Below are 24,852 nucleotides of genomic sequence, written 5' to 3'. Positions count from 1 at the left end.
TGAAAAACGGCGTGCCATAAGCACGCCGAAATCAACCGTAGTTAAATACTTAGTAGTTAAATACAACACGACGGTTTTGTGAATAGGCGCTGTCGCCTTGACCACTCACTGCCGGACGTTCTTCGCCATAGCTAACAACGCTCATTTGCGAATTGGAAACACCTTGGATGTTCAAGAAACGCTGTACCGCTCCAGCACGACGCTCACCTAGCGCCATGTTGTATTCGCGAGTACCGCGCTCGTCCGTATGACCGTGGAGAACCACTTTGGCATTCGGATTGGCACGTAGGTAACGCGCATGGGCCATCACTACAGATTCATATTCGCTCTTGATCGTGTCACGATCATAATCGAAATAAATGGTGCGTACTTCCGGAATACGCGAATCAGCTTGCTGGCCAGAACCTGAGCCTGAACCAGTAGATGAGCCGTACTGGCTGCCCGTGCCTGTACCCGAAGTGTTAGAACCTGTAGTGCTGCCATCCTGGCTACCGTACGAGTCACCATCTTGGGTTCCGCCGGTGCTGGAACAGCCAGCGATTACCACGATAGATAGCGCTGCTGCTAATGAGCGAGCCAACGGTTTAAGTTGCATAATCAGACTCCTTGCCTGAAAACTAAAATTTCGATTTTCGATGTTAGTTAATTAAGTCGATCAATTTAAGAAGGGTGACCAAGCTGGATCACGTACATCACCTTGTGCTGATGGCAGTCTAAATGAAGAGCGTCCATCGGCAGAAACAGCACTTAGCACCCCGCTATTACCCTCTTGGGTAGCGAAGATTACCATGGTCCCGTTCGGCGCAACACTAGGAGATTCATCTCTTGTTGATTCACTCAATACGACTAAGCGATCGCCGCTTAAATCTTGCCTTGCCACTTGGTACCCGCGACTAGAGCGATGCACCAAGAATACCTGCTCACCGTCAGGAGAATAGCGACCGCGAGCGTTGTAATTGCCGGTAAATGTCAGGCGTTTAGCCTCACCACCGCCCATCGAATACTGATAAAGCTGCGGACCACCGCTACGATCAGAGGTAAATAGCAGGCTCTGGCCGTCTGGCGCCCAAGCTGGCTCAGTATCAATACTATTATTATTGGTGATGCGCTCTACTGAACGACTACCGACATCCATAATATAGATTTCGGGCTGGCCGTCTTTAGACAGTGACATAGCAATACGACGCCCATCTGGAGACCACGAAGGCGCACCGTTAATACCGTCAAAAGAAGTGACCTGAACGCGCTGACCGGTGGCTACGTCTTGAATATAAATAGCAGGACGTTCTGTTTCAAAGGATACGTAGGCAAGCTTACTGCCATCGGGTGACCAAGAGGGTGACATAATAGGCTCATCAGAGGTCAATACCTGCTCGCTACGACGACCATCGGCATCGGCAACGTATAAACCAAACTGCATGTTATCGCCGATACCCTGGGCAGTCACATAAGCAATTTTGGTTGAGAACGCACCGCGAATATCGGTAATTTCTTCAAAGATTTGATCACTAATATAGTGAGCGGCACCGCGAAGATCGTTGCCTCTTACGGTAACGGTCTCACCGATCATTCTACGCTCGCCGCTAATGTCCATGAGCTCAAACTGAAGCTCAAAGCCACCGTCGGTTGGTTGTGCCCTACCGACGACCAAGTAACGCACGTCAAGCGAGTGCCATGTGCCGAACTGAACATCATCAGATTGGCTGGGCGTCTCAAACATAGCGCTACGTGCTAGCGGTGCAAACAAGCCACTACGCTCCAGGTCATCCTGCACAATCTGTGCAACGTCTTCGGGCATCCCCTCTGAACCTGCGAACGGCACCACGCCAATGGGCAGCGCTTGATCGCTACCTCGAGTGATTTCAATCGTTAAGTTTTGGGCACTCGCCATACTACTAGCGAACAGCAGCACACAGAATAACCACACTTTGTTCAAGCTTTGCATCAGCGAACATCTCCCGGAGTAAATCGCAGATTAAACTGACGTAAATTACGCTGCTGATCGGCTGGTAAATCTCTCAATTCACCAAACGGTGCAGCATGTTCCACGGCCTGCATAACAGACCTGTCAAAAGCACTATCGCCACTTGATGTCACAATCGACGTTGCTAACAGTTCACCCGATGGACCAAGACGTACCTGTAGCGTAGCACTCATCGAATCACTTGCACCGGCCGGAATCAACCAAGCCTGCTCAACCGCACGACGAACGATATTGATAAAGCTATTGGCCGCCTGCGCAGCCTGCTGTGCATTGGCGGCGGCTTCGGCTTCACCGGCTAACTGGCGCTGCATAGCGGCCTCCGCTGCTTCTGCCTGACGTTGGCGCTCCGCTTCAGCTTCAGCTTCACGACGCTGCTGCTCTTGTGCCTCACGCTGGCGCTGGGCTTCGGCTTCTTGCTCGCGTGCGGCTTCCTGCTCCTCACGCTCGCGCTTCTCTTCAGCTTCGCGTTTTTGTGCGGCCTCAGCTGCCTCTTCTTCTTTACGCTCCTGCTCTGCCGCTTCGCGTTGACGTTCGGCCTCAGCTGCCTCTTCTTCTTCGCGCTGCTGTTCTGCGGCAGCCTGCTCGCGCTCAGCTTCAGCCGCGGCTTCTTCCTCACGTTTTTGCTCTGCAGCCTCTTGCTGACGTTGGGCATCTTCTACTTCACGCTGACGCTCTGCGGCGGCGTCTGCTTCAGCTTGACGCTCCGCAGCCTCTGTCGCCTGCTGTTCAGCTTGCTCGGACGCCTCTGCTGCACGGCGCTGAGCTTCGGCTTGTGCCGCCTCGCGAGCTTCTTCTAACGCCTGAGCCTCAGCTTGAGAAGCCTGTTGAGCAGCGTCTGCTGCCGCTTGCTCGGCCGCCTCTGCAGCGGCTTGTTCAGCAGCCTGCTGTTCTGCGTCGGCTTGCTGCTCGCTTGCAGAAGGCTCATCGGGCGCATCAGGCTCTGCAGGAGCGTCAGCTGGCGCACTCATGGCAGCCTGCTGATCCGTTACTTGCTGCGCTTGATCGGTAAATGTCTCCGTACTCACTAGCGTCGCCTGAACAATCGAAGAGCTATCAGGCTCCACCGTTCGGCTGGGCAAGCTAATCAAGCTAAAGAGCACAATAGCGGCGTGCACGCCTATCGCCAAAACGGTGGGCCATTTATAGCCGACATCCTGGGGGTCGTGAGAAGACTTTCCTGCCATATACGCTTTGCCCTTACCCATCTTGCGGCGGCTCAGAAAGCAGCCCCACGTTGGCAACTCCCGCACCCTGGAGAGTACTCATGAGCACAACAATTTGGCCGTAGGCCACATTGCGGTCGCCACGCACCATCACCGGTGTTCCAGGACGCCGTTGCAAAATAGCCACCACGCGCTGGGACATTTCATCAAGCGTTACCGAGGTGGAATCCTCGCCGAGGGTGATGAAGTAGCCACCCTCACTGTCAACCGAGATAATGATCGGGTCATTTTCCTGCTCATCAATCGGCTGAGACGACACTTGAGGCAGCTCAACTTGCACGCCCTGAGTCAACATAGGCGCAGTGATCATGAAAATCACCAGCAGTACCAGCATGACGTCGATAAAGGGGACGACATTAATCTCCCCCATCGGCTTGCTTTTACCGCTACGATTAAATGGTCCTTGCATGGCCGTCTCCCTTAACTTGCGCTCGGCTTGCTATCACGACCCTGCAGGTTACGGTGCAAGATAGCGTGAAACTCTTCCGCAAAATCTTCATATTTGCCGAGCAAACGAGAAGCGTCATTGGAAAGACGGTTATAGAAAATAACCGCTGGAATAGCGGCAAACAGACCCATCGCCGTTGCGATCAGCGCTTCCGCAATCCATGGTGCAACCGTAGATAAGGTTGCCTGCTGGGTTAATGACAGCGCCTGAAACGACCCCATGATGCCCCAGACCGTGCCGAACAGGCCGATATAAGGGCTTGCTGAAGCGACAGTGGCAAGAAAGACCAAGTGCTGTGTTAGTCGGTCTTCTTCCCGTGACCACGCCACGCGCATACTGCGCTGTACGCCTTCTAGTACGTTGCCTGCATCACGCGTTTTAGGCATTAACCGGTTAAATTCGCGAAACCCCGCTTGGAAAACATGCTCAGCCCCATGTCGTGGGTCATCAACAGGAATCTCTCGATACAGCTCATTCAAGTCGACACCAGACCAAAAAGATTCTTCAAATTGGTTGTATTCTTGCTTGGCACGACGCAGCGCTATGCTGCGCTGAAAAATCACCACCCAAGAGAGGATTGACGCCACCACAAGTAGCAGCATTACCAGCTGTACGACGGTGCTGGCATTCATTATCAGGTGGGGAATGGACATGGTGTTATCGTTCACAGGTGCCCTCATCAATCTATTAGGGTCGGTATTTCCGACGCAGTGAATGGCCTCTTGGTTAAGAGGCCTGTATCAAAATCTTAAGCGCGGATGGCCAAGCTTTCGGCCGTAATCGCTCTGTACTCAAGCATGCTATCTCGACTGTTGCAGTGCATAGTAGTTCCTCAGCGCGCCAAACTTGCTGCTCGAAGGTCATCCGGCAGCGCCCGACGCTCGTTACCCGTGCACTAATTTCCAGCGCATCGTCCAAACAGGCAGGCTTTGCATAATCACAGGCCAAGCGGTATACCACTAGCTGTGTACCTTCGTCTAGCAGCGTTTGCTGATTAAGGCCTAGTTCGCGTAACCATTCACTGCGCGCACGCTCCATAAACTTCAGATAATTAACGTAGTAAACAATGCCGCCTGCATCCGTATCTTCCATATAAACACGTAGCGGCAGGCGATAACTAGCGGCGGTAGGGACACTCACGGGCGTCGCTCCCCTTCCATATCGGACGCCTGTTCGTGAGGAACGCGCTCAAAATGTAGCCAAGCTTGGCGGGTGACGACGCGACCACGAGGCGTCCGCATAATTAAACCTTGCTGAATGAGATAAGGCTCAATCACATCTTCTATCGTGTCTCGTTCTTCGCTAATCGCCGCGGCCAATGAATCAATACCCACCGGGCCGCCGTCAAATTTATCGATCATGGCTAGCAGCAAGCGCCGATCCATATGATCCAGCCCATGATGATCGACATTAAGCATATTGAGGGCCGCATCTGCCATGGCTACATCGACCTGACCGTTTCCCTTCATTTCGGCGTAATCGCGTACGCGACGCAATAGACGGTTCGCTATGCGGGGCGTTCCTCGTGAACGTCGTGCTACTTCGACAGCCCCTTCGTGGCTAGTTTCTACGCCTAGCAAGCGCGCCGAGCGCGAAACAATTTCGGTAAGCTCTTCAAGGTTGTAAAACTCAAGACGTTGAACAATGCCAAACCGGTCGCGCAGAGGTGAGGTTAATAGTCCTGCACGCGTTGTCGCACCCACTAAAGTGAAACGCGGAAGGTCAAGCTTAATGGAGCGCGCGGCGGGCCCTTCCCCAATCATGATATCCAGCTGGAAATCTTCCATGGCGGGATATAAGACTTCTTCAACCACGGGGGAAAGGCGATGAATTTCATCGATAAAAAGCACGTCGCCAGGCTCTAGATTGGTCAGCATGGCGGCTAAGTCGCCGGCACGCTCAAGCACAGGCCCAGAGGTCGACTTCATGCCGACCCCCATCTCAGCGGCAATAATATGAGCCAGCGTGGTTTTACCGAGCCCCGGCGGCCCGAACACCAGCGTATGATCCAGACTCTCTTCACGTAGCCGAGCAGCGCCAATGAAGATTTCCAGCTGTTCGCGAACGCGGGGCTGGCCAATATAGTCATCCAGCCGCTTTGGGCGAATTGCGTAATCAATGCGCACCTCACCCTGCTCAGGCTCAGCGGCGATCAGCCGATCGTGTTCTAGCATAAGCGCTCTTTTGTTAAGTGCATTTTTTAAGTGCGTTTTTTAATCGTAAATTCAACACCGGTCTATGCTCAGTTTGTACGACTAGCCATTCATACGCTGCGTCAACGCGGCTTTAATAAGCGCCTCCGTCGACTGATTAGGGTCGATGTCCGCCAGCATTTTCGATGCTTCGGTGAGCTTATACCCCAAGCTTACCAAGGCCGCCTCCGCATCGGCGAGGCTATCGCGTGCAGGGCTCCTGCCATTGGTGGCCTCAAGAGGCAGTAGCGCATTGCTGCCGTCTTCCCACTCTGGAAAGCGGTCGCGCATTTCGATAATCAGCCGCTCGGCGGTTTTTTTACCGACACCGGGCAGTTTGGTTAGCGCTTTACTGTCATCGTCTCGAACGCAACGCATAAAGGCATCTTCATCCATGCCCGACAAAATCGCTAACGCCAGCTTAGGCCCTACCCCGTTCACTTTTATCAGTGCTCGAAACAGGGCACGCTCGTGCTCTCTTCCAAAACCGTACAGCAGATGAGCGTCGTCACGAATGGTTAAATGTGTGAATAACGAAACGCTCTCCCCAACAGCCGGTAACGCTACCAACGTATTCATTGACGTTTCTAGCTCGTAACCTACGCCATGAACGTCGATCACGATCCAGGGCGGTTGCTTTGCCAGTAACTGACCACTCAGACGTCCAATCATAAAGTCGCTCGCGCTCGGGTGAAAACGATAGGGTAAAAACAGACGTTTACTATAAAGTGACTATGTACAGATGACCAGTAGTAAGAGCTTACGTAGCATCGAATTAAAGACGCCAGCGCCCTGTAGAGCGACTGCGCCCTCGCGTCACCGTGCCAGTAAGGCCAGTTGCGCTGTAGGCATGAGTTAACGCAATGGCAAGCGCATCAGCGGCATCTGCTTGCGGGGTGGCCGAGAGCTGTAAAATAGCCGTCACCATATGCTGCACCTGGGCCTTATCAGCACCACCTTGGCCAGTCACCGACTGTTTGATTTGCCGTGCGGCATACTCGGCAAGGCTTAATCCGTGATTTGCCATACACACTAATGCGGCCCCTCGTGCTTGGCCCAATTTAAGTGCTGAATCTGGGTTTTTAGCCATAAAAACACGCTCTATGGCTACTTGAGAGGGTTTGTGCAAACCGACGACTTCGCTGAGTCCTGCATAAATTTGTGCCAAGCGTTGCTCTAAAGCGCCGTCGGCGGTGCGGATACAGCCGCTCGCTACGTAGCAAGGCTTGACGCCCACCACATCAATAACGCCGTAGCCGGTCACGCGAGAGCCAGGATCAATGCCTAGAATGCGGATGGGTACAGCAGGCTTTCTCTCATCCATGACACCGTTACTCAAGTGGATTAGGGCTATCTATCAGAGCAGCATACAAAAACACCGACGCCGTAGCGTCGGTGCTGATCAACGATACAACCGCTTTATTCTGCGGCTGTCTCCGCCTTAACTTTTTGGCGTAGGCGGATATTCAGATCTTTCAGCTGCTCTGGGCTAACGTCACCCGGCGCATTGGTCATTAGGCAGGCCGCACTTTGGGTTTTCGGGAAGGCAATGACTTCACGAATAGTCTTAGCACCGACCATCAGCATAACTAGGCGATCCAGGCCGAACGCTAAGCCACCGTGCGGGGGCGCGCCGTACTGAAGTGCATCCAGCAAGAAGCCGAATTTCTCTTGCGCCTCTTCCTCACCAATGCCAAGAATATCAAACACGGTGCTCTGCATGGTTTGATCATGAATACGAATAGAGCCGCCACCGAGCTCGGTACCATTGAGCACCATGTCATAAGCGCGCGAAAGCGCTTTAGCCGGGTCGGCCTTGAGCTCCTCAGGCGTGCACGACGGCGCCGTAAACGGATGGTGTAGCGGACTTAAACGATCGCTATCATCGGCCTCAAACATGGGGAAATCGACAACCCAAAGCGGTGCCCATTCCTGAGTGTAAAGCTCCAGGTCAGCGCCTAGCTTGACACGCAGCGCACCAATGGCTTCGTTGACGATACGGGTTTTATCAGCGCCAAAGAAAATAATATCGCCATCTTCTGCCCCTACGCGATCAAGCAGCTCTTCGACGATATTTTCCATAAACTTAACGATCGGTGACTGCAGGCCCTCAAGCCCTTTAGCACGCTCGTTGACCTTAATCCATGCCAAGCCCTTAGCGCCGTAAATGCCAACAAACTTGGTATATTCATCAATCTCTTTACGCGAAAGCTTGGCACCGCCGGGCACTCTTAGCGCCGCTACGCGGCCATCATCGGCGCTGGCAGGGCCAGAAAAGACCTTGAAATCGACCTGCTGCATTAGGTCATCAACGTCGGTCAGCTCAAGCGGGATACGCAAGTCCGGCTTGTCAGAGCCAAAGCGATCCATCGCTTCCTGCCACGTCATCCGCGGGAACTCAGGAAGCTCTGCGCTCAACACTTCTTGGAAAAGCTGACGAATCATGGTTTCGGTAATGCCCATGATGTCGTTCTCGTCTACAAACGATGCCTCAATATCAATCTGGGTAAACTCAGGCTGACGATCGGCACGTAAATCTTCATCACGGAAACATTTGGCAATTTGATAGTAGCGGTCAAAACCAGCCACCATCAAAAGCTGCTTAAACAGCTGAGGCGACTGCGGCAACGCAAAGAAGCTACCGGCATGCGTGCGGCTTGGCACCAGATAGTCCCGCGCCCCTTCTGGCGTGGCGCGCGTCAGCACCGGGGTTTCGATATCCAAGAACCCCTGACCTTCAAGATAAGCACGCACGTTGTGAGAAATACGTGAGCGTAGACGCAGCTTTTCAATCATGTCAGGGCGACGCAGGTCGATGTAGCGATACTTTAAGCGCACTTCTTCGCCCACTTTTCCATGCTCATCAAGCATGAAAGGCGGCGTAATAGCGGCGTTAAGCACCTCAACTTCCTTTGCCAATATCTCAATCATGCCTGTCGGCATGTTGGCATTCTGGGTGCCTTCAGGGCGCAGCCGCACGCGGCCTGTAATGCGCAGGACGTACTCGCTGCGAGCGCGGTCGGCATGAGCAAACGCATCGGCAGTATCGGGGTCGACCACGAACTGAGCGATACCATCGCGGTCGCGCATGTCGAGGAAAATCACTCCACCGTGGTCACGGCGGCGATGAACCCATCCGCATACTGTAACCGTTTGATCCACCAAAGTTTCATTCAGCTGGCCGCAATAATGGCTGCGCATGTCAAATCCTGTTCTGTTACGTGGCAATTAATGTGTCGCGGGTCGTCCCAACCCTGGCTGCCTCGGCTATGCCGCGGCGCCCTTGTCTTTAGGAGTAGCGCTCTTAGAGGTAGCACTGGCATCATTGGTTTTGCCAGCATCTGTCGACGCCGTTTTACCATCAGCTGCTAAATTCTTTTTGCTACCCGTTTTAAAATCGGTTTCGTACCAACCGCCACCGGCCAAGCGAAATCCTGCTGCGGATACTAAACGCGCCAAACCATCGCTATGACACGCTGGGCAATCCTTTAAAGGATCAGCACTAATCTTCTGCAGTTTTTCCATACGATGGCCGCAGGCCTTGCACTCATATTCATAGATGGGCATGTTGATGACTCCTTTAAAGCTCAACGCTGACAGGTTCAGTTCTGACAGATGCGTTTCTGACAGAAAAGTAGCAAAAATAAACGCTGCCAGGCTGCCAATATGTGGCCAGTCGGGATAAATTCCAAGGCTGCGGTTGATCAAGCGCCGCCATTATACCCTTTTGTGACCCCTGCCAAGCAAGGTTATGCAGCCCTAGCCAGTTAATGGAGATAAGAAAATGCCCCACGCAGTGATATTGGATGCTAAGAGCCTAGGCCCCCAGATTGACTTAGCCGCCATTCGTGAGTCGGTTTCTCACCTTGAGGTGTTTGAGCAAAGCTCAACACAACAGGCGGCTGAACGCCTTGCTGAAGCGGATATTGCGATTGTAAACAAGGTCGTTCTCGATGCAAAAACGCTGCAACAGCTGCCCAAACTACGGCTGATATGTGTATTGGCAACGGGGCTTAATAATATTGATCTTGAGACCGCTAAAGCTAATAACATTGAGGTTAAAAACGTAGCGGCTTACGGCACCGCCAGCGTTTCACAGCACACCTTAATGCTCATGCTCTCGCTAGCCAATCGCCTCCCTCTTTATCAGCGCGACGTGGCCGCAGGTGAGTGGCAGCGCAGCGATTTTTTCTGCCTGCAGGACTATCCCACGCTACAGCTTTCAGGCAAACATTTAGTCATGGTTGGGCAAGGAGAACTTGGCTCTGAAGTTGCTCGCTTAGCGGAAGCGTTCGGAATGAAAGTCTCTTTTACTGCCCGCCCAGGCAATGAGGCCAACGACAAACGGCCGTCCCTTGATGCTTTGCTTGCTGATGCCGACATTATTAGTTTGCACTGCCCGCTGAGCGACGCTACTAAACATTTGATTAATCGGGAGCGCTTAGCAAAAGCCAAGCCATCGCTGCTTCTGGTTAACTGCGCTCGTGGGGGCATGATTGACGAGATGGCTGCATTAGACGCGCTACGCGAGGGGAAACTAGGCGGGCTGGCGGTTGACGTACTGCCTGCAGAGCCCCCTAGAGACGGCCATCCGCTGCTTGACGCGCTCGCCGAACCGCTTAATTTGATTGTCACCCCACACAATGCCTGGATAACACCCGAGGCCCGTCAGAACATTGTTAGCCTAACGGCGAACAATATTAGCGAATGGAAAAATACCTCAGCGAAAAAGGCCTAACAATCACTTACGAGATTAAGACATCTTAACGGTGTAAGGCGAGCAGCTCATCCAGGACACCATTTTAAACCTGGATGAGTCACACTCCTGAACTTAATGCACTGTACTGCGAGCTATTTAAACGTACTCTTGTTTGATAAGTACCGCACTATTTCTGGGTACCAGCGGCCGACCGCGACGCAGCAGCAAGCAGCGCGTAAAAGCAGCACCAAACAGTAAAATCAATGAGCTGTAGTAAACCCATAGCAAAATCATCACAACAGAACCTGCTGCACCGTAGGTTGAAGCGGTAGCGGTGTGCGCTAGGTAAATAGCGATAACGCTACGGCCTATCGTAAATAGCACCGCGGTGACAACAGCCCCCAAAAACACATCTTTCCACCGCAGCACGACATCGGGCAATACCTTAAAAATAGTGGCAAATAGCAATGTCACCATGGCTACTGAAATAAGCGACTCTAATGACGTCGTAAATAAACTGGCAAAAGGTAGTAAGTTGTCTGCCGCTAGCAGCACTCCTCGCAGCACGACCCCTAAAACTAATGACACCAGTAGAATAAACCCGATAGATAGAACAACCGTAAGCGATAGCAGACGGTTTTTAATGAACACGAAGGCACTATTAGACGTTGGCTTTGCCGTTACTCCCCAGATCGTATTAAGCGAAAATTGCATTTGCGCGAAAACGGTCGTAGCCCCAACGACCAGCGCAGCGAAGCCCAACAGCGTCGGCAATAGCCCTGATTCTTCAATTCGCGACTGCGCCACGGCTTGTTCGATCGCCGTCGCGGCATCGGTTCCTAACGTTCCCTGAAGTTGCGCGACTATTTGACCTTGGGCAGCTTCTTCTCCCAATACAACGCCGATAACCGTCACTGCAATGATGATAGTGGGCGCCAATGAGAACAACGTATAAAAAGCGAGTGAGCCGGCATAGCTAAAAGCATTACGCTCTAGCCACAGTGAAATAGCATCCTGCACTACATTCCACCAGAAGGTAGCCGTTTGTTTAATCATATCCACTTCCCATGTCGTCGTTATAAAGGCGTTTTTGTAAGCCTTATCAATATGCCGCTTATCTAGCATACCTAACGACAGCGCTATGTGCAGTTTTCTAATACGTATCACGCTCCCTAAAAAAAAGGGAAGCTTGGATGGCGACTTTTACCGTGTGTGCCAAATGAGTCGCTCTTGCCGATGCTGGTCGTCGTTAAACGCCGCAAGCAGTTCAAGCCTGCCGCATTTAAGACCATGGTGGCTATGCCTGTAGAAAGTCTCGCGGCAGCTTCACCATCTGTCGCCACAAACGCTCGACGCCGGGTTTGTGCACCATAGAGCAGCGATATAGGCGAATCTCAAGCGGGATATCCCAGTGCTGTTCACCGGCTCTAACTAAGCGTCCACTTTTCAGCTCTTCACGAATACAAAAATCAGGTATCCACGCCACGCCAGCACCCTGCAAAACCATTCCTTTCAGGCCTTCGGCCATGGCGGTTTCATAGACGGTACGTAACTTCATCCGTAGCGGATCATTTTTGAGTAGCATGCGCACCGTCCGGCCTAAAAATGCGCCTTGGGTATAGGAGAGATAGGGAATGGAGGCGTCATGCTGCAATGAAAATAGCGGCTTACCCTGCTCGTCTGGCAACGAAACGGGCAGCATATTGACCTTGCCGATTGAAAACGAGGGAAATACTTCGGCGTCTAGCTGCATAGTGGCAAAAGGATCGTAGTACGCGAGCATTAAATCGCAGTTGCCCTCCCGCAATACGTGAATGGCTTCTCCTACATTCATGGCGACTAAACGAGTGGGCAGCTCCCCCAGACCTTTTTGTAACCGAGAAATCCAAGGCGGATAAAAACTTAACGCTAAAGAGTGCGCCGCGACGATATCCAACGCTTCATTCGCAATAGATAGGCCACGTAAGTGGCTCAGCGATTCATTCAACTGCTCGACAAGATTGCGCGCGGTGACTAAAAAGAGTTGGCCTTCGGGCGTTAGCCCCACGGGCGTTGTGGAGCGGTCGACCAAGGTTACATCAACAGCTTGCTCTAACGCGCGAATACGTCGGCTAAAAGCCGGCTGTGTCACGTGTCGCTGGCGCGCTGAGGCCGAGAAGCTGCGTGTGCCGGCAAGCGCTACGAAATCTTCTAACCATTTTGTTTCAAGATTCACCCATAACTCCTTGTACTACCCATCGTTCACGCAGAGTTGCTGCCATTATCAAGCGATGACTGCTTTATTGTACTGGCGCCGTTAAGTAAGCCGCGCGCGACACCACTTTCATCCACATTGAACGCTGATTAATTTCATCCATTGTCACACGTCGGCACTGCTCAAAATCATTTTCTAGCATTACCGCGACGCTGGCAGCAAATTCGGGGCTTGGTATGAATGCAGTGATTTCAAAATTTAATCGAAACGAGCGATTATCTAAATTGATAGTCCCAACCGTGGCCGCCTCATCATCTACAAGCATTACTTTCTGATGTAGAAACCCAGGTAGATAACGGTATATTTTAACACCTGCTCTTAACATATCCGGCAGGAATGAAAACGCTGATAAAAATACTAATAGATGGTCTGGTCGCTCAGGAATCATCACCCGCACGTCTACACCGCGCATCGCCGCTAACCGCAGTGCATCCTGGACGCCTTGGTCAGGTACAAAATAAGGGCTAGTGACCCAAAGGCGCTGTTTTGCACTATGAATCACCTGCTGTACTAACAGGCTGGCGGTGTCCTGACGGTCAGCGGGACCCGAAGGCACTATAACGACATGATGATCGGTTGATGATGACGTATCGGCTATCCAGTTCAGGCTAATCACTTCGTCCGTTGCCCAATGCCAGTCTTCCCAGAAGGCTTCCTGCAAGCCCAGCACGCTAGGGCCCTGTAGTTTTAAATGCGTGTCGCGCCAAGCACCTTGTCGCGGATCCTCACCCAGGTATTCGATACCTACGTTTAAACCACCTACCCAGCCCTCTTTACCGTCAACGACCGTGACTTTGCGGTGGTTGCGGAAGTTGAGCTGAAATCGATGTTTAAATCCCCGTGACGACCTAAAGGCACTGACTGACGCGCCCTCACGCGTTAAATCGCCCAAGTAGCCTTCATTTAATTTGCGGCTACCTACCTCATCATAAAGAAAATAAACCCTTACGCCACGCTTAGCCGCTCGCTGCAGATGACTCAACAAACGCTGGCCTAGCGCGTCGTTGCGCACGATAAAAAACTGTATCAACACATAGTCTTCAGCGCGGTCAATGCCCTCAAACAGGCTCTCAAACGTAGCCTGCCCGTCGACCAATAGCGTCGCCCGATTACCGCGCGTTAACGGCATCATCGCCAGCTGTTCGACGGCTTGGATATCAGCATTACTTGATGGCGCCACATAGGGCTGAACATTGGCGCGGTAACGAACCAAGATCCGGCGCAGCACTGTGTCACGCTGCCCGCGTGCTGATACATAGCCGTAAAACCGCGGCCGACCAAAAAACCAATAGGCGGGAAGTGCCACATAGGGAAAGGTCAGCAGCGATATAATCCACGCTACCGCCCCTTGAGAGGTGCGGCTAGACATCAGCGCCATGATGGCCGAGACGATGCCTAACAGATGTATCAATAAAATGCTGGTCCCTAATAACCAGGAGGCCATAGCTACGTCCTTATAAAGGCAAGGGCCTCGCCGCAAGCGAGGCCCTTTTCGTTTTAAAGCCTAATCAACCGTTTTTATCTGCTAAGCAGACTGGGCAATAATTTCTTTCCACTTAGCCGGCCCCGTTTGATGCACCGATGTTCCCTGGCTATCCACAGCAACGGTGACAGGCATATCTTCAACTTCAAATTCGTAAATAGCTTCCATGCCCAAATCTTCAAAACCCACTATCCGCGATTTTTTAATCGCCTGGGCGACGAGATAAGCAGACCCGCCAACCGCCATTAGATAAACCGCTTCGTTGTCGCGAATGGCATCAATGGCCGTTTGGCCACGCTCTGCCTTACCGACCATGCCGAGCAAGCCGGTTTCTTCCAGCATTGTGCGGGTAAATTTATCCATCCGTGTTGCCGTGGTGGGCCCTGCGGGGCCAACCACTTCGTCGCCAATCGGATCAACCGGCCCGACGTAATAGATAAACCGCCCTTTCATATCAACCGGCAAGGGCTCGCCTTTAGCCAGCATATCAATCATGCGCTTATGCGCCGCGTCACGGCCAGTTAACAGTTTGCCGTTCAATAGCAGCGTATCGCCCGGCTGCCACGTTTTGACTTCGGCAGGAGTAACAGTGTCGAGATTAACACGCTTGACGTTCTCGCCTGCTTCACGGGTGATTTCTGGCCAATCTTCAAGCTTCGGCGCTTCTAGCGTGGCTGGGCCAGAGCCATCCAACGTAAAGTGGACATGGCGAGTGGCCGCGCAGTTGGGAATAATCGCAACCGGCTTGTTAGCCGCATGCGTTGGATAGTCTCTCACTTTAATATCCAAGACCGTCGTTAAACCACCTAACCCCTGCGCGCCAATACCACTTTTATTGACCTTATCAAATATCTCTAAGCGTAGCTCTTCAGCACGGTTGCTGGGGCCGCGGGCCTGTAGATCCTGAATATCGATAGGATCAAGCAGCGCTTCTTTAGCAATTAGCATGGCTTTTTCAGCAGTACCGCCAATGCCAATACCCAGCATGCCGGGCGGGCACCAGCCGGCACCCATCTTGGGCAGCTGCTCCATCACCCAGTCCACAACGCTATCCGAGGGGTTCAGCATGGCGAATTTAGACTTGGCCTCACTACCACCGCCCTTCGCGGCCACATGAATATCGACGCTGTCGCCTGGCACAATTGAGTGATGAATAATGGCCGGCGTGTTGTCTTTCGTGTTGGCGCGTTTGCCGTCTGGATCCGCCAGGACCGAGGCACGTAAGATATTGTCAGGCAGCAAGTAAGCACGACGAACACCTTCGTTCACCATGTCATCCAGGCTCATTTCCGCTTCCCACGTCACGTTCATACCCACGTGAACGAACACGGTGACAATACCAGTATCCTGACAAATCGGACGGTGCCCTGTGGCACACATGCGTGAATTAATCAGAATTTGCGCAATGGCATCTTTCGCAGCGGGATTCTCTTCACGCTCATAGGCGGCCGCCATGGCGTCAATAAAATCTTTAGGATGATAGTAAGAGATGTACTGCAGAGCATCGGCAACGCTTTGAATAACGTCGTCCTGGCGAATCACGGTCATGGACTAACAGCTCCTAGGTTATCGTCTAGTCAGCGGCTTTCTTTCGCAACTGCGAAAGTGCCGTCTTAGCGTGAGCCAAGTATACCGTATTGCCCCACACCCGGCAGCATCCCTAGCCATACCAGTGATAACCGAGTTTAGAGTGTAAAAAGGCAGCTCGACCACTTAAGATAACGGTATAAAATTTAAAACGCTAGTTCGACTGGCAGCGAGGACAATGATACAGCCGCCTTGAACCTACCATGATCCGCTGAATGACCTCACCGCAGCGATGACATTGCAGCCCGGCACGGTCAAATACCGCAAAGCGCCACTGTCGACGTGACTCACCGGCGGTCTTGGCCTGCTTAATCCAAGCATCACGATTGGTAATGCCTGCCGTTTGATACGTTTGAAGCGTCGTTTCAATAATGCACTGCGCCAGCATCAACTGCTGCGCTGGCGATAAATCTACCGGGCGCGTTTTGGGCGAAAGCTGGGCAAAAAACAAAATCTCCGAGCGCAGATAGTTACCCAGCCCTGCCACCAGACCCTGATCAAGCAGCAGCGCGCCTAAACTGCGCTTATGGAACTGTTTAAGATTTAGGCGTTGCTGCACGGCCTCAGCAGTGACTTCCTGGCTGAGTAAATCAGGCCCCAGCCGAGATAAAAACGGATGCTGAGCAAGATTATCTTCGTGCCAAAGGGAAATATCAGAGGCACTGTAAAGGCTTGCGCAGCGGTCTTGCGCCGTCAATCTGACGCGCAGCGTGCGCTTTGTATCAGGCGGCTGATGGGCATCATGCAGCTTCCAGACACCGTATAGCTGATTGTGCGAATACAGCACGCGCCGATCACTAAATCGGATCAGCATCGCCTTGCCCCACGTATCAACCCGCGAAACACGCGTACCCACAAGAGATGAGGCCTGCTCAGCAAGCTCGGGGAAAGCAAACCAAGCGGCGTCTATTTCACGCTCACCTATCTGCTGTTGTACACGGTCCGCCGCACGGCGAATTTCGGGTCCTTCCGGCATAGAGCTCCTATCCCACAACCAATTGCTGTTCTTTCATTTGATGCAGCTGGTCGCGAAGACGCGCGGCCTCTTCAAACTCGAGGTTTTGCGCTGCTTCAAACATTGCATCCTCAAGCTTGTTAATCGCACCAACTAGATCATGCTTATTCATGCTGGTGATATCATAATCAGCGGCTGACTCAGCGACTTTGCGCTCATTACCACGTCGGCGGCTGCTTTTCTTACCGGGCGCTTGCGCCGCTTCAAGAATATCGGCGACCGAACGAGTGATCGTTGTCGGCGTAATGCCATGCTCTTCGTTATGCTCTTTTTGCTTAGTGCGCCGCCTGTCCGTTTCATCAATGGCCTTGCGCATTGAGTCGGTAATACGATCACCGTACAAAATAGCTTTACCATGAGCATTACGGGCAGCGCGGCCGATAGTCTGTATCAACGAGCGCTCAGAGCGTAAGAAGCCCTCTTTATCGGCATCCAAAATTGCCACAAGCGAAACTTCAGGAATATCAAGACCTTCTCGTAACAGGTTGATACCCACCAGCACGTCAAACTTACCCAAGCGCAAATCGCGGATAATCTCTACTCGCTCCACGGTGTCGATATCAGAGTGTAAGTAACGCACTCGAATGCCGTGCTCATCAAAGTAATCCGTCAGATCTTCTGACATACGCTTAGTCAGCGTGGTGACCAGCACGCGCTCACCCACGGCGGTTCGCAGCCCAATCTCGGAGAGCAGATCGTCTACCTGAGTGCTGGCTGGGCGCACCTCAATTTCAGGATCGAGCAGGCCGGTGGGGCGCACCACTTGCTCAACCGTTTGACCGGTATGCTCGGCTTCATAACGACCAGGGGTGGCGGAGACAAAAATAGTTTGCGGTGAAATCGCCTCCCACTCTTCAAACTTCATGGGCCGATTATCCAGCGCAGAGGGCAGTCGAAAACCGTACTCGACCAGTGTTTCTTTACGCGAGCGATCGCCTTTATACATCCCACCGACCTGCGGTACGCTGACGTGAGATTCATCGATAAACAGCAGCGCGTCGTCTGGCAAGTAGTCAAAGAAGGTCGGCGGCGGCTCGCCCGGGGCACGCCCGGAAAGGTAACGCGAGTAGTTTTCAATGCCGTTGCAATAACCGAGCTCAAGCATCATTTCTATATCGTAAAGCGTACGCTGTTCCAAACGCTGTGCCTCCACCAATCGTTCGTGCTTGCGCATCCACTCTAAACGCTCTTTGAGCTCCCCTTTAATGTCATCGATGGCGCCTAAAATCGTTTCCCGTGGGGTAACGTAGTGCGATTTTGGGTAGATGGTCATTCGCGCCACCTCGCCATGGACGGCACCGGTGAGTGGATCAAACATGCGAATCGTGTCAATTTCATTGTCGAACAGCTCGATTCGCACCGCCTCTTCTTCAGAATCAGCGGGGAACACATCAATAACGTCGCCACGAACGCGGTAAGTGCCACGCCTAAAATCCATATCATTGCGAGTGTACTGAAGCTCCGCCAAACGGCGTAAAAATGCGCGCTGGTCAATCAGTTCACCGCGGGAGAAATGAAGACGCATTTTCAGGTATTGCTCGGGATCACCCAGCCCATAAATAGCCGACACGGACACCACAATGATCGCATCACGGCGCTCAAGCAGTGCCTTAGTGGCTGAAAGACGCATCTGCTCAATATGGTCATTAATCGATGCATCTTTCTCGATAAACGTATCGGATGCCGCCACATAGGCTTCAGGCTGATAATAATCGTAGTAGGAGACAAAATACTCGACCGCGTTATCAGGGAAAAAAGACTTAAACTCACCGTAAAGCTGGGCAGCGAGCGTCTTATTCGGCGCCATGACAATCGTTGGGCGCTGCTGCTGTTCCACCACATTTGCCATGGTGAAGGTTTTACCCGACCCCGTAACCCCGAGCAGCGTCTGATGGGCAAGCCCTGATTCCAGGCCACTAATCAGCCCTTTAATAGCGGCGGGCTGATCGCCAGCAGGCTGAAATTTAGACTGCAATCGAAAGGCTTTGCTCATCGTGACTCCAAAAAAGAGGGGACATTAGCTAAGGACAAACTAAACAAGGCGTGTGGCGACCTCAACGGTGGACTCAGTCATCAGGCGCTGGATGGGGCAACGATGGCTTATTTCTTCCAGTCTGGCGCGCTGAGCCGGGTCATCAATACCCTGCAGCGTTAAGGCGACATCTAACTTATAGATACCTTTTTTTTCCTGGCTATCATCTCGCTGCACGGTGACGGTGATTCCCTCAAGCGGCCACTCTTTTCGCTTGGCGTACATCGACACCGTGATCGCCTTGCAAGTACCTAAGGCAATATCGAAATAGTCATGGGGATCCGGCGCGCTGCCATCACCGCCAACAATGGCCGGTACATCGGCATACAGAGCTTCCAACCCATCAACGTCTATGCGCTGCCTAAAGACGTTGTTGCGCTCACTGATAATGGTAATCGGTATATGCATTAAGACACCTTGACGCCCAGTTTAAGTTTTTCAATCGCACTTACAAGCGTTTGTCGCGCGGCCCGGCCATCCACATCGGCGCCATGCCTTCCCACCTGGGCACTATTAACGCCCTCAAGCATCATCAGCGCCGTGGTGATTTTATTAACCTGCTCGACCGTTTTAACACCCTGAAATGTTAATGATTGCTGCGCCATACCGTTTCCTTACCTGTTGATCAACACCTGATAAACTGTGTAAAGCTGATACCAAATGAAGAGTTTAGCACGCTAATAGTGCCTTGCAATTGATGCCTGGCGCCCGCATTAAATAACGCAACAACGCGTATTTTATACGCTGTCACCTTACCATTTACCTCAGGAGTTTTTATGGCGACCGTTTCCGCTAGCAACCCCGCCCTTGGCTGCGTCCGCCTAACCCATTTAGCGGCACTGGATATAAAAGGTCCCGATGCAGAAAAATTCCTTCAAGGACAAACCAGCGCCCAGGTCAGCCTGGCTGATGGACGTTTTGCACCGCTCACCTGTTTCTGTACGCCAAAAGGGCGAATGCTCGCCAATGCCCAGCTGCTGCGTTTGAGCAACGAGCATTTTCGTCTCCTGCTGAGCACGACATTAGTCGACAGCTTAGCCAGTCATCTTAAAAAATTCGCGGCTTTTTATCGCGCTGAGCTGATTCTCCAGCCTCAGCTAACCTTCATTGGCGCCAGCGAAGGTGCACAGACACTGGCGGATCAGCTCGGCTTGCAGCTTCCCGAACACGTTGCCACCCACATTAACAGCGAGCAGGCGCTCAGTGTGCGCTGCCTGGGTGAGACACCGCGCTTTTTATTCTGTTTCGACAGTGCCATCAACGGCGACGCTGTGGCTATACAGGATGACGATGCGGGCCGCAACGCTTGGCAGCTTGAAGATATTCGCAGCGGCTTAGCGTGGCTAACCGATGCTCAGCAGGACCACTTCCTACCCCAGATGATAAATTGGGAAGCGCTTGGCGGGATTAGTTTTAAAAAGGGCTGCTACACCGGCCAAGAAGTCGTCGCGAGAGCTCACTTCCGGGGCCAGGTTAAAAAGCGCCTTATGCGCGTCAGCGTCGAGACAAAAACGCTTCCAGAAGCAGGCGCCAGCCTGGTGAATAGTGACGATAAATCGGTAGGCGAAGTGGTGATCAGCGCGCCAAACTCGCTAGGTGGCATTGAGCTATTGGCGGTTATGAGCACCAAAATCGCCGACGAAATGACGCCCATCTTTTTGTCAGGATCACCCGCTACCCTTTTACCGCTGCCCTATGCGATTGAACGCGTAGATCCCGAGCAGCTAGCGGTCAGCCTTAACAGCTAAGGCTGTATGCTCAACCCAAACAGCGTTGCGGCGACAGCGCTGGTCTGCGCCGCTACCTGTTCGGTTGTTTGCCCGCGCAGCCTAGCCACCGCTTTGCACACCTCGACCAGCCTGCTTGGCTCATTGCGAATGCCTTGATAGCCATTTAACGGCATATCGGGGCTATCGGTTTCGAGTACAAAAGCGTCATCGGGCAGTGCCTTTACCATGCGGTGTAATCGCTTGGCGCGCTCATAAGTAACCGCCCCGCCTAGGCCTAGCTTGAAACCCAGCGCTAGAAACTTACGAGCTTGCTCAATTGAACCTGAAAAAGCGTGAATAAGACCGGCTTTAGGAAGCGAAAACTGGCCCAGGCGCTTTGCAACCACATCGTTAGCATGTACACAGTGCACCACAACCGGCAACGAGTGGCGCTCGGCCAGCCTTAACTGAGCATCAAAGTAGTGCCACTGCGCATCAATAGTCGCCTCAAAGCGAGCATCAATCCCGCACTCGCCCACCGCCACGATGTCTAGATGCTTAATGAGCAGTTGATCAAGAGCGGCAAGATCTTCTTCCTGATGCTGCGCCATAAAGTAAGGATGCAAGCCCAAGCACACCGAGGTATCACCCCGCTCTGCCAGCGCCAGCACATGCTGCCAGCGCTCTCGGGTCGTGCCAGGAATGACAAAGTGCGAGACTCCCACCGCCTTCGCGACATCAAACACCTCAGCTCGGTCATGATCGAACTGAGGAAAATCGAGATGGCAGTGGGCGTCAACCAGCATAGAGCTCCTAGACTTATAAAAAAACTAGTGTTCCCGCGTAGGCTGGAAGCGGATATCAGGCCAGCGCTCCTGGGTCATCTGAAGGTTTACCCGGGTTGGTGCGATGTAGGTCAGATAGCCACCCCCATCGATTGCCAAGTTAGTACTGGCCTTACGTTTGAATTCTTCTAACTTCTTGGCATCTTCACAGTAGACCCAGCGCGCCGTCTGCACATTGACCCCTTCGTACAGGCAGTCGACCTTGTATTCTTCCTTCAAGCGATGGGCAACGACATCAAACTGCAGAGTACCTACGGCGCCAAGAATCAGATCGTTATTATCCATCGGCATAAACACCTGCGTTGCGCCCTCTTCAGACAGCTGCTGCAGGCCCTTTTGAAGCGCTTTCATCTTCAAAGGATCTTTTAACCGCACGCGCTTAAAGAGCTCGGGGGCAAAGTGAGGAATACCGGTAAAGCGCATATCTTCGCCAACGGTGAACGTATCGCCTATCTGAATAGTCCCGTGGTTGTGCAGACCGATAATGTCGCCAGGCCACGCCTCTTCGACGTGAGAGCGGTCAGACGCCATGAACGTCAGCGCATCGGCAATCTTGACGTCTTTACCAATACGCACGTGGCGCATCTTCATATTCTTTTCGTACTTACCCGAGCATACCCGCAGGAAGGCGATACGATCTCGGTGATTGGGATCCATGTTGGCCTGAATTTTAAACACAAAGCCGGTAAATCGTTCATCATCCGCGATGACGTCACGCGTGTCAGTTTGGTGCGCCTGAGGCGGCGGCGCGTATTCAACAAAACCGTCTAGCATTTCGCGCACGCCAAAGTTGCCCATAGCAGTACCGAAATAAACGGGCGATAAATCGCCACGGCGGTATGCCTCAAGATCAAATTCATGAGAAGCGCCGCGAACCAGCTCAACTTCCATGCGCAGCTCTTCGGCCTGCTCTTCTCCCAGCACTGCATCTACCTCGGGGCTATGCAGGCCTTGAATACGCTTATCATCAGGAATTCGGCTACCTTGGCCCTGGGTGTAAAGATGGATAACGTCATTATAAAGATGATACACACCCTTAAAGTGGCGCCCCATGCCAATCGGCCAGGTCATCGGCGCGCACTGGATATTCAGCACCGTTTCGACTTCATCCATGACCTCAATAGGGTCGCGGGTATCGCGGTCCATCTTATTAATAAACGTTAAGATCGGCGTGGTGCGTAGCCGACATACTTCCATAAGCTTGATGGTGCGATCTTCAACGCCTTTGGCACCATCAATTATCATTAACGCTGAGTCGACCGCCGTTAGCGTGCGGTAGGTATCTTCAGAGAAGTCTTCGTGCCCGGGCGTATCCAACAGATTGACGATGCGCCCCCCATAGGGAAACTGCATCACCGAGGTCGTTACTGAAATACCCCGCTCCTGCTCCATTTTCATCCAGTCCGAGGTAGCGTGGCGGTCATTACGCTTACTCTTAACCGAGCCGGCCAGCTGGATAGCGTTTCCAAACAGCAGCATTTTTTCGGTGATAGTGGTTTTACCGGCGTCAGGGTGCGAGATAATAGCGAATGTCCTGCGAAGCTCAGCTTCACGGGCTAAATGAGTGTCTTTCATTGTGCCTCTTCGAATTTGTAGTCTCAGTGCAGCATGCAATTTTACAATCACCGCGCGTTGAGCAATGTCCATTGCGCTAATTGTACCGCCTGGAGGCTGTTGTTGTCGCGGGTGACGTCAAGGCCGCACTACCTACTAGAGGGTCAAAAAAAACGCTGACAGTGTCAGCGTTTTTTAAAATACTTAGCGGCAAATACACGGCAAGGCACCAATCAACACCTAAAATGCAGGCGTTTAAAAACGATCCGCACGAAACGGCGCCATATCGATAGCCGTTTCTTTGCCTTCCATCATATCCGCCAGCAGGTGTCCCGTGGCAGGGCCTAGGGTGAATCCTTGATGGCCATGGCCAAAAGCAAGCCATAGGCCGGGGTGACGCGGTGCAGGCCCAATGACTGGTTTCATATCGGGAAGACAAGGCCGGGCGCCCTTCCAAGGAACTGCATCGCGCCGCTCGCCTAACGGGAATACGTGGCGGGCTACTTTTTCTGCAGCATCTAGCTGTTTAGCATCAGCCAGCGCTTCTAAGCGGTCAAGTTGGGCACCCGTTGTTAGCCGCACACCCGCATTCATTGGCGCGAGCAAGTAGCCAACCTCTGCATCCATTAGCCAGTAATTGAGCTTAGCCGGTGCCTGTGTGGCGTAATGCATATGGTAGCCACGCTTTACAAAAGTTGGGAAATGATAGCCCAACGACTTTAACCAGTTACCTGCCCACGGCCCCAGGGCAACGACTACGTCATCTGCTTCTATTACCTCACAGGCAGTCGTTACCTGCCAACGCTCACCCATTTGCTGCACAGACTCAATATCAGCTTGCAGTATGCGCCCGCCATCCTGACTAAATGCATTTGCATAGGCGGCCACTAGCGCACCTGGGTCAGCCACCGTCCAAGGATCGAGCCAGTGAATAGCACCGATAATGCTGTCGCTCAACGAGGGCTCTTTTTCCAGAAGGGCAGCCCGATCCAACTGCTCAAACTGAACGCCGTAAAGATTTCGCGCCTCTTCAGCATCTTTTATACGAGCGGCTAACTTATTGGCTGTGCGGTAAAGCTCAAGCCACCCCTGACGGCGCACTAAATGATCCGCGCCAGCGGCATCAATCATCGGCCCATGCGTTTTTAGTGAAAGCTGAATTAGCGATGCGTATTCCGGAACGATTTTTTGGTACGCCTTAGGCGCCGAGTTCATCCAGTAGCGCAACAAAGGAAAGACAGCATTGACCATGCCCGATGGTCGATAGCGTATATCTATTCTGCGATTGGGCAGAACGCTTAGCAGCGTTTTGGCGTCACGCGGGAAAGGATAGGGCCTGACCGCTTCACGCTGAATAATACCGGCATTGCCAAATGACGTTTCTCGACCTGGCTGAAGGCGGTCCACCAGGGTGACCTCATGCCCGCGCTGGCGCAGATGCCAAGCAATACAGACACCTACCATGCCTGCACCTAAAACCACCGTTTGACGCGCCATCGTAATCCACTCCCCTTTGCGAATTCAGAATTACTGCTACCAACAAAGATAAAAACAACTTATTGAAAAATATCACTAAACAAATAGCTTTTATAGAGCTTAAAACTCTCTTTTGATCTATTAAATTAGCAATTAATACTACCAAGGTAGATAGATGGCTATTATCACGAGAGGCACATTAGCAAATCTCGCTTCCATCGACGCATTTCAGCTGCTGATGCCAAAGCTCTCAGGCACGACTATTCGGGGCCAAGCTAAAGAAAAACTGAAAGGAAAAATCAAAGCGCAGAAACGCAAAAAAACCCAATTAAGGGCATTAAAATTAAATAT

The 24,852-nt window shown here is 52.5% G+C and carries 24 protein-coding genes; 2 read left to right on the top strand and 22 right to left on the bottom strand.

Features of this window, described 5'->3' with window-relative positions:
* Nucleotides 1–49: 49 nt before the first annotated feature.
* The 11 genes from pal to KUO20_RS07655 form a co-directional block, all read right to left on the bottom strand.
* Nucleotides 50–595 carry a peptidoglycan-associated lipoprotein Pal gene (gene pal, locus KUO20_RS07705; RefSeq protein WP_235042268.1) on the bottom strand — a complete coding sequence of 182 codons (546 nt, stop codon included), beginning with the start codon at nucleotides 593–595 and terminating at the stop codon, nucleotides 50–52.
* A gap of 60 nt (nucleotides 596–655) precedes the next feature.
* Nucleotides 656–1,945: a Tol-Pal system beta propeller repeat protein TolB gene (gene tolB / locus KUO20_RS07700; protein ID WP_235042267.1), complete on the bottom strand. Its 1,290-nt coding sequence runs from the start codon at nucleotides 1,943–1,945 to the stop codon at nucleotides 656–658.
* Nucleotides 1,945–3,168, bottom strand: a complete 1,224-nt coding sequence (tolA, locus tag KUO20_RS07695; RefSeq protein WP_235042266.1) for a cell envelope integrity protein TolA — start codon at nucleotides 3,166–3,168, stop codon at nucleotides 1,945–1,947. Before tolA ends, tolB begins: the two co-directional genes overlap by 1 nt.
* Nucleotides 3,169–3,181: 13 nt before the next feature.
* The gene (tolR, locus tag KUO20_RS07690; RefSeq protein WP_235042265.1) at nucleotides 3,182–3,616 is read right to left on the bottom strand and encodes a protein TolR; all 435 of its coding nucleotides are present in this window, start codon (nucleotides 3,614–3,616) and stop codon (nucleotides 3,182–3,184) included.
* Between the two features lie 11 nt (nucleotides 3,617–3,627).
* Nucleotides 3,628–4,323, bottom strand: coding sequence for a protein TolQ (tolQ, locus tag KUO20_RS07685; RefSeq protein WP_235042264.1), 696 nt, complete (start codon nucleotides 4,321–4,323; stop codon nucleotides 3,628–3,630).
* A 58-nt stretch (nucleotides 4,324–4,381) separates the two neighbouring features.
* On the bottom strand, nucleotides 4,382–4,747 hold the full coding sequence (gene ybgC / locus KUO20_RS07680; protein ID WP_422823139.1) for a tol-pal system-associated acyl-CoA thioesterase: 366 nt from the start codon (nucleotides 4,745–4,747) through the stop codon (nucleotides 4,382–4,384).
* A 44-nt stretch (nucleotides 4,748–4,791) separates the two neighbouring features.
* Nucleotides 4,792–5,829, bottom strand: a complete 1,038-nt coding sequence (ruvB, locus tag KUO20_RS07675; RefSeq protein WP_235042263.1) for a Holliday junction branch migration DNA helicase RuvB — start codon at nucleotides 5,827–5,829, stop codon at nucleotides 4,792–4,794.
* Between the two features lie 81 nt (nucleotides 5,830–5,910).
* Nucleotides 5,911–6,519 (bottom strand): Holliday junction branch migration protein RuvA, encoded by a 609-nt coding sequence (gene ruvA / locus KUO20_RS07670; protein WP_235042262.1) that lies wholly within the window; start codon nucleotides 6,517–6,519, stop codon nucleotides 5,911–5,913.
* A 103-nt stretch (nucleotides 6,520–6,622) separates the two neighbouring features.
* The gene (gene ruvC, locus KUO20_RS07665) at nucleotides 6,623–7,171 is read right to left on the bottom strand and encodes a crossover junction endodeoxyribonuclease RuvC (RefSeq protein ID WP_235042261.1); all 549 of its coding nucleotides are present in this window, start codon (nucleotides 7,169–7,171) and stop codon (nucleotides 6,623–6,625) included.
* Between the two features lie 95 nt (nucleotides 7,172–7,266).
* On the bottom strand, nucleotides 7,267–9,048 hold the full coding sequence (gene aspS / locus KUO20_RS07660; protein WP_235042260.1) for an aspartate--tRNA ligase: 1,782 nt from the start codon (nucleotides 9,046–9,048) through the stop codon (nucleotides 7,267–7,269).
* A 66-nt stretch (nucleotides 9,049–9,114) separates the two neighbouring features.
* Nucleotides 9,115–9,414, bottom strand: coding sequence for an FmdB family zinc ribbon protein (locus tag KUO20_RS07655; protein WP_235042444.1), 300 nt, complete (start codon nucleotides 9,412–9,414; stop codon nucleotides 9,115–9,117).
* Nucleotides 9,415–9,631: 217 nt separating this feature from the next.
* On the opposite strand from KUO20_RS07655, the gene KUO20_RS07650 reads away from it, so the two are divergent.
* Complete coding sequence (locus tag KUO20_RS07650) at nucleotides 9,632–10,585, top strand: D-2-hydroxyacid dehydrogenase (RefSeq protein ID WP_235042259.1); 954 nt, start codon at nucleotides 9,632–9,634, stop codon at nucleotides 10,583–10,585.
* A gap of 117 nt (nucleotides 10,586–10,702) precedes the next feature.
* Here the strand turns inward: KUO20_RS07650 and KUO20_RS07645 are convergent, their stop codons facing one another.
* The 8 genes from KUO20_RS07645 to KUO20_RS07610 all read right to left on the bottom strand — a co-directional run bounded on the left by KUO20_RS07645 (nucleotide 10,703) and on the right by KUO20_RS07610 (nucleotide 19,522).
* Nucleotides 10,703–11,602, bottom strand: coding sequence for a YihY/virulence factor BrkB family protein (locus KUO20_RS07645; protein ID WP_235042258.1), 900 nt, complete (start codon nucleotides 11,600–11,602; stop codon nucleotides 10,703–10,705).
* Nucleotides 11,603–11,843: 241 nt separating this feature from the next.
* Entirely contained in the window at nucleotides 11,844–12,761 is a 918-nt protein-coding gene (locus KUO20_RS07640; RefSeq protein WP_235042257.1) for a LysR substrate-binding domain-containing protein, read from the bottom strand.
* A gap of 64 nt (nucleotides 12,762–12,825) precedes the next feature.
* Entirely contained in the window at nucleotides 12,826–14,244 is a 1,419-nt protein-coding gene (cls, locus tag KUO20_RS07635; protein WP_235042256.1) for a cardiolipin synthase, read from the bottom strand.
* Between the two features lie 81 nt (nucleotides 14,245–14,325).
* Complete coding sequence (locus KUO20_RS07630) at nucleotides 14,326–15,831, bottom strand: fumarate hydratase (RefSeq protein WP_235042255.1); 1,506 nt, start codon at nucleotides 15,829–15,831, stop codon at nucleotides 14,326–14,328.
* A gap of 193 nt (nucleotides 15,832–16,024) precedes the next feature.
* Nucleotides 16,025–16,846 (bottom strand): endonuclease VIII, encoded by an 822-nt coding sequence (gene nei, locus KUO20_RS07625; protein ID WP_235042254.1) that lies wholly within the window; start codon nucleotides 16,844–16,846, stop codon nucleotides 16,025–16,027.
* A gap of 7 nt (nucleotides 16,847–16,853) precedes the next feature.
* Entirely contained in the window at nucleotides 16,854–18,878 is a 2,025-nt protein-coding gene (uvrB, locus tag KUO20_RS07620; RefSeq protein WP_235042253.1) for an excinuclease ABC subunit UvrB, read from the bottom strand.
* 39 nt (nucleotides 18,879–18,917) lie between these two features.
* The gene (locus KUO20_RS07615) at nucleotides 18,918–19,325 is read right to left on the bottom strand and encodes an OsmC family protein (RefSeq protein WP_235042252.1); all 408 of its coding nucleotides are present in this window, start codon (nucleotides 19,323–19,325) and stop codon (nucleotides 18,918–18,920) included.
* Nucleotides 19,325–19,522, bottom strand: coding sequence for a hypothetical protein (locus KUO20_RS07610; RefSeq protein WP_235042251.1), 198 nt, complete (start codon nucleotides 19,520–19,522; stop codon nucleotides 19,325–19,327). The genes KUO20_RS07615 and KUO20_RS07610 overlap by 1 nt, the downstream gene beginning before the upstream one ends.
* 171 nt (nucleotides 19,523–19,693) lie before the next feature.
* Here KUO20_RS07610 and ygfZ point away from each other — a divergent pair, with 171 nt between their 5' ends.
* A complete protein-coding gene (gene ygfZ, locus KUO20_RS07605; protein WP_235042250.1) occupies nucleotides 19,694–20,665 on the top strand; it encodes a CAF17-like 4Fe-4S cluster assembly/insertion protein YgfZ in 972 nt (323 codons plus the stop codon).
* Here the strand turns inward: ygfZ and KUO20_RS07600 are convergent.
* The 3 genes from KUO20_RS07600 to KUO20_RS07590 form a co-directional block, all read right to left on the bottom strand.
* Nucleotides 20,662–21,432 carry a TatD family hydrolase gene (locus KUO20_RS07600; protein WP_235042249.1) on the bottom strand — a complete coding sequence of 257 codons (771 nt, stop codon included), beginning with the start codon at nucleotides 21,430–21,432 and terminating at the stop codon, nucleotides 20,662–20,664. The genes ygfZ and KUO20_RS07600 overlap by 4 nt on opposite strands.
* Before the next feature lie 24 nt (nucleotides 21,433–21,456).
* Nucleotides 21,457–23,046: a peptide chain release factor 3 gene (locus KUO20_RS07595; protein WP_235042248.1), complete on the bottom strand. Its 1,590-nt coding sequence runs from the start codon at nucleotides 23,044–23,046 to the stop codon at nucleotides 21,457–21,459.
* A 234-nt stretch (nucleotides 23,047–23,280) separates the two neighbouring features.
* Nucleotides 23,281–24,522 carry an NAD(P)/FAD-dependent oxidoreductase gene (locus KUO20_RS07590; RefSeq protein ID WP_235042247.1) on the bottom strand — a complete coding sequence of 414 codons (1,242 nt, stop codon included), beginning with the start codon at nucleotides 24,520–24,522 and terminating at the stop codon, nucleotides 23,281–23,283.
* Nucleotides 24,523–24,852 lie beyond the last annotated feature (330 nt).

The sequence above is a fragment of the Vreelandella profundi genome (assembly GCF_019722725.1).
In the GTDB taxonomy this organism is placed as follows: domain Bacteria; phylum Pseudomonadota; class Gammaproteobacteria; order Pseudomonadales; family Halomonadaceae; genus Vreelandella; species Vreelandella profundi.
Note: the sequence above shows the minus strand (reverse complement) of the source record. Positions and strands in the feature narration are given on the sequence as shown.

Excerpts from the sequence above, each read along its gene's own strand:
- pal (WP_235042268.1), bottom strand. The coding sequence starts at position 595 with ATGCAACTTAAACCGTTGGCTCGCTCATTAGCAGCAGCGCTATCTATC.
- tolB (WP_235042267.1), bottom strand. The coding sequence starts at position 1,945 with ATGCAAAGCTTGAACAAAGTGTGGTTATTCTGTGTGCTGCTGTTCGCT.
- tolA (WP_235042266.1), bottom strand. The coding sequence starts at position 3,168 with ATGGCAGGAAAGTCTTCTCACGACCCCCAGGATGTCGGCTATAAATGG.
- tolR (WP_235042265.1), bottom strand. The coding sequence starts at position 3,616 with ATGCAAGGACCATTTAATCGTAGCGGTAAAAGCAAGCCGATGGGGGAG.
- ybgC (WP_422823139.1), bottom strand. The coding sequence starts at position 4,747 with ATGGAAGATACGGATGCAGGCGGCATTGTTTACTACGTTAATTATCTG.
- ruvB (WP_235042263.1), bottom strand. The coding sequence starts at position 5,829 with ATGCTAGAACACGATCGGCTGATCGCCGCTGAGCCTGAGCAGGGTGAG.
- ruvA (WP_235042262.1), bottom strand. The coding sequence starts at position 6,519 with ATGATTGGACGTCTGAGTGGTCAGTTACTGGCAAAGCAACCGCCCTGG.
- ruvC (WP_235042261.1), bottom strand. The coding sequence starts at position 7,171 with ATGGATGAGAGAAAGCCTGCTGTACCCATCCGCATTCTAGGCATTGAT.
- aspS (WP_235042260.1), bottom strand. The coding sequence starts at position 9,048 with ATGCGCAGCCATTATTGCGGCCAGCTGAATGAAACTTTGGTGGATCAA.
- KUO20_RS07655 (WP_235042444.1), bottom strand. The coding sequence starts at position 9,414 with ATGCCCATCTATGAATATGAGTGCAAGGCCTGCGGCCATCGTATGGAA.
- KUO20_RS07650 (WP_235042259.1), top strand. The coding sequence starts at position 9,632 with ATGCCCCACGCAGTGATATTGGATGCTAAGAGCCTAGGCCCCCAGATT.
- KUO20_RS07645 (WP_235042258.1), bottom strand. The coding sequence starts at position 11,602 with ATGATTAAACAAACGGCTACCTTCTGGTGGAATGTAGTGCAGGATGCT.
- cls (WP_235042256.1), bottom strand. The coding sequence starts at position 14,244 with ATGGCCTCCTGGTTATTAGGGACCAGCATTTTATTGATACATCTGTTA.
- KUO20_RS07630 (WP_235042255.1), bottom strand. The coding sequence starts at position 15,831 with ATGACCGTGATTCGCCAGGACGACGTTATTCAAAGCGTTGCCGATGCT.
- nei (WP_235042254.1), bottom strand. The coding sequence starts at position 16,846 with ATGCCGGAAGGACCCGAAATTCGCCGTGCGGCGGACCGTGTACAACAG.
- uvrB (WP_235042253.1), bottom strand. The coding sequence starts at position 18,878 with ATGAGCAAAGCCTTTCGATTGCAGTCTAAATTTCAGCCTGCTGGCGAT.
- KUO20_RS07615 (WP_235042252.1), bottom strand. The coding sequence starts at position 19,325 with ATGCATATACCGATTACCATTATCAGTGAGCGCAACAACGTCTTTAGG.
- KUO20_RS07610 (WP_235042251.1), bottom strand. The coding sequence starts at position 19,522 with ATGGCGCAGCAATCATTAACATTTCAGGGTGTTAAAACGGTCGAGCAG.
- ygfZ (WP_235042250.1), top strand. The coding sequence starts at position 19,694 with ATGGCGACCGTTTCCGCTAGCAACCCCGCCCTTGGCTGCGTCCGCCTA.
- KUO20_RS07600 (WP_235042249.1), bottom strand. The coding sequence starts at position 21,432 with ATGCTGGTTGACGCCCACTGCCATCTCGATTTTCCTCAGTTCGATCAT.
- KUO20_RS07595 (WP_235042248.1), bottom strand. The coding sequence starts at position 23,046 with ATGAAAGACACTCATTTAGCCCGTGAAGCTGAGCTTCGCAGGACATTC.
- KUO20_RS07590 (WP_235042247.1), bottom strand. The coding sequence starts at position 24,522 with ATGGCGCGTCAAACGGTGGTTTTAGGTGCAGGCATGGTAGGTGTCTGT.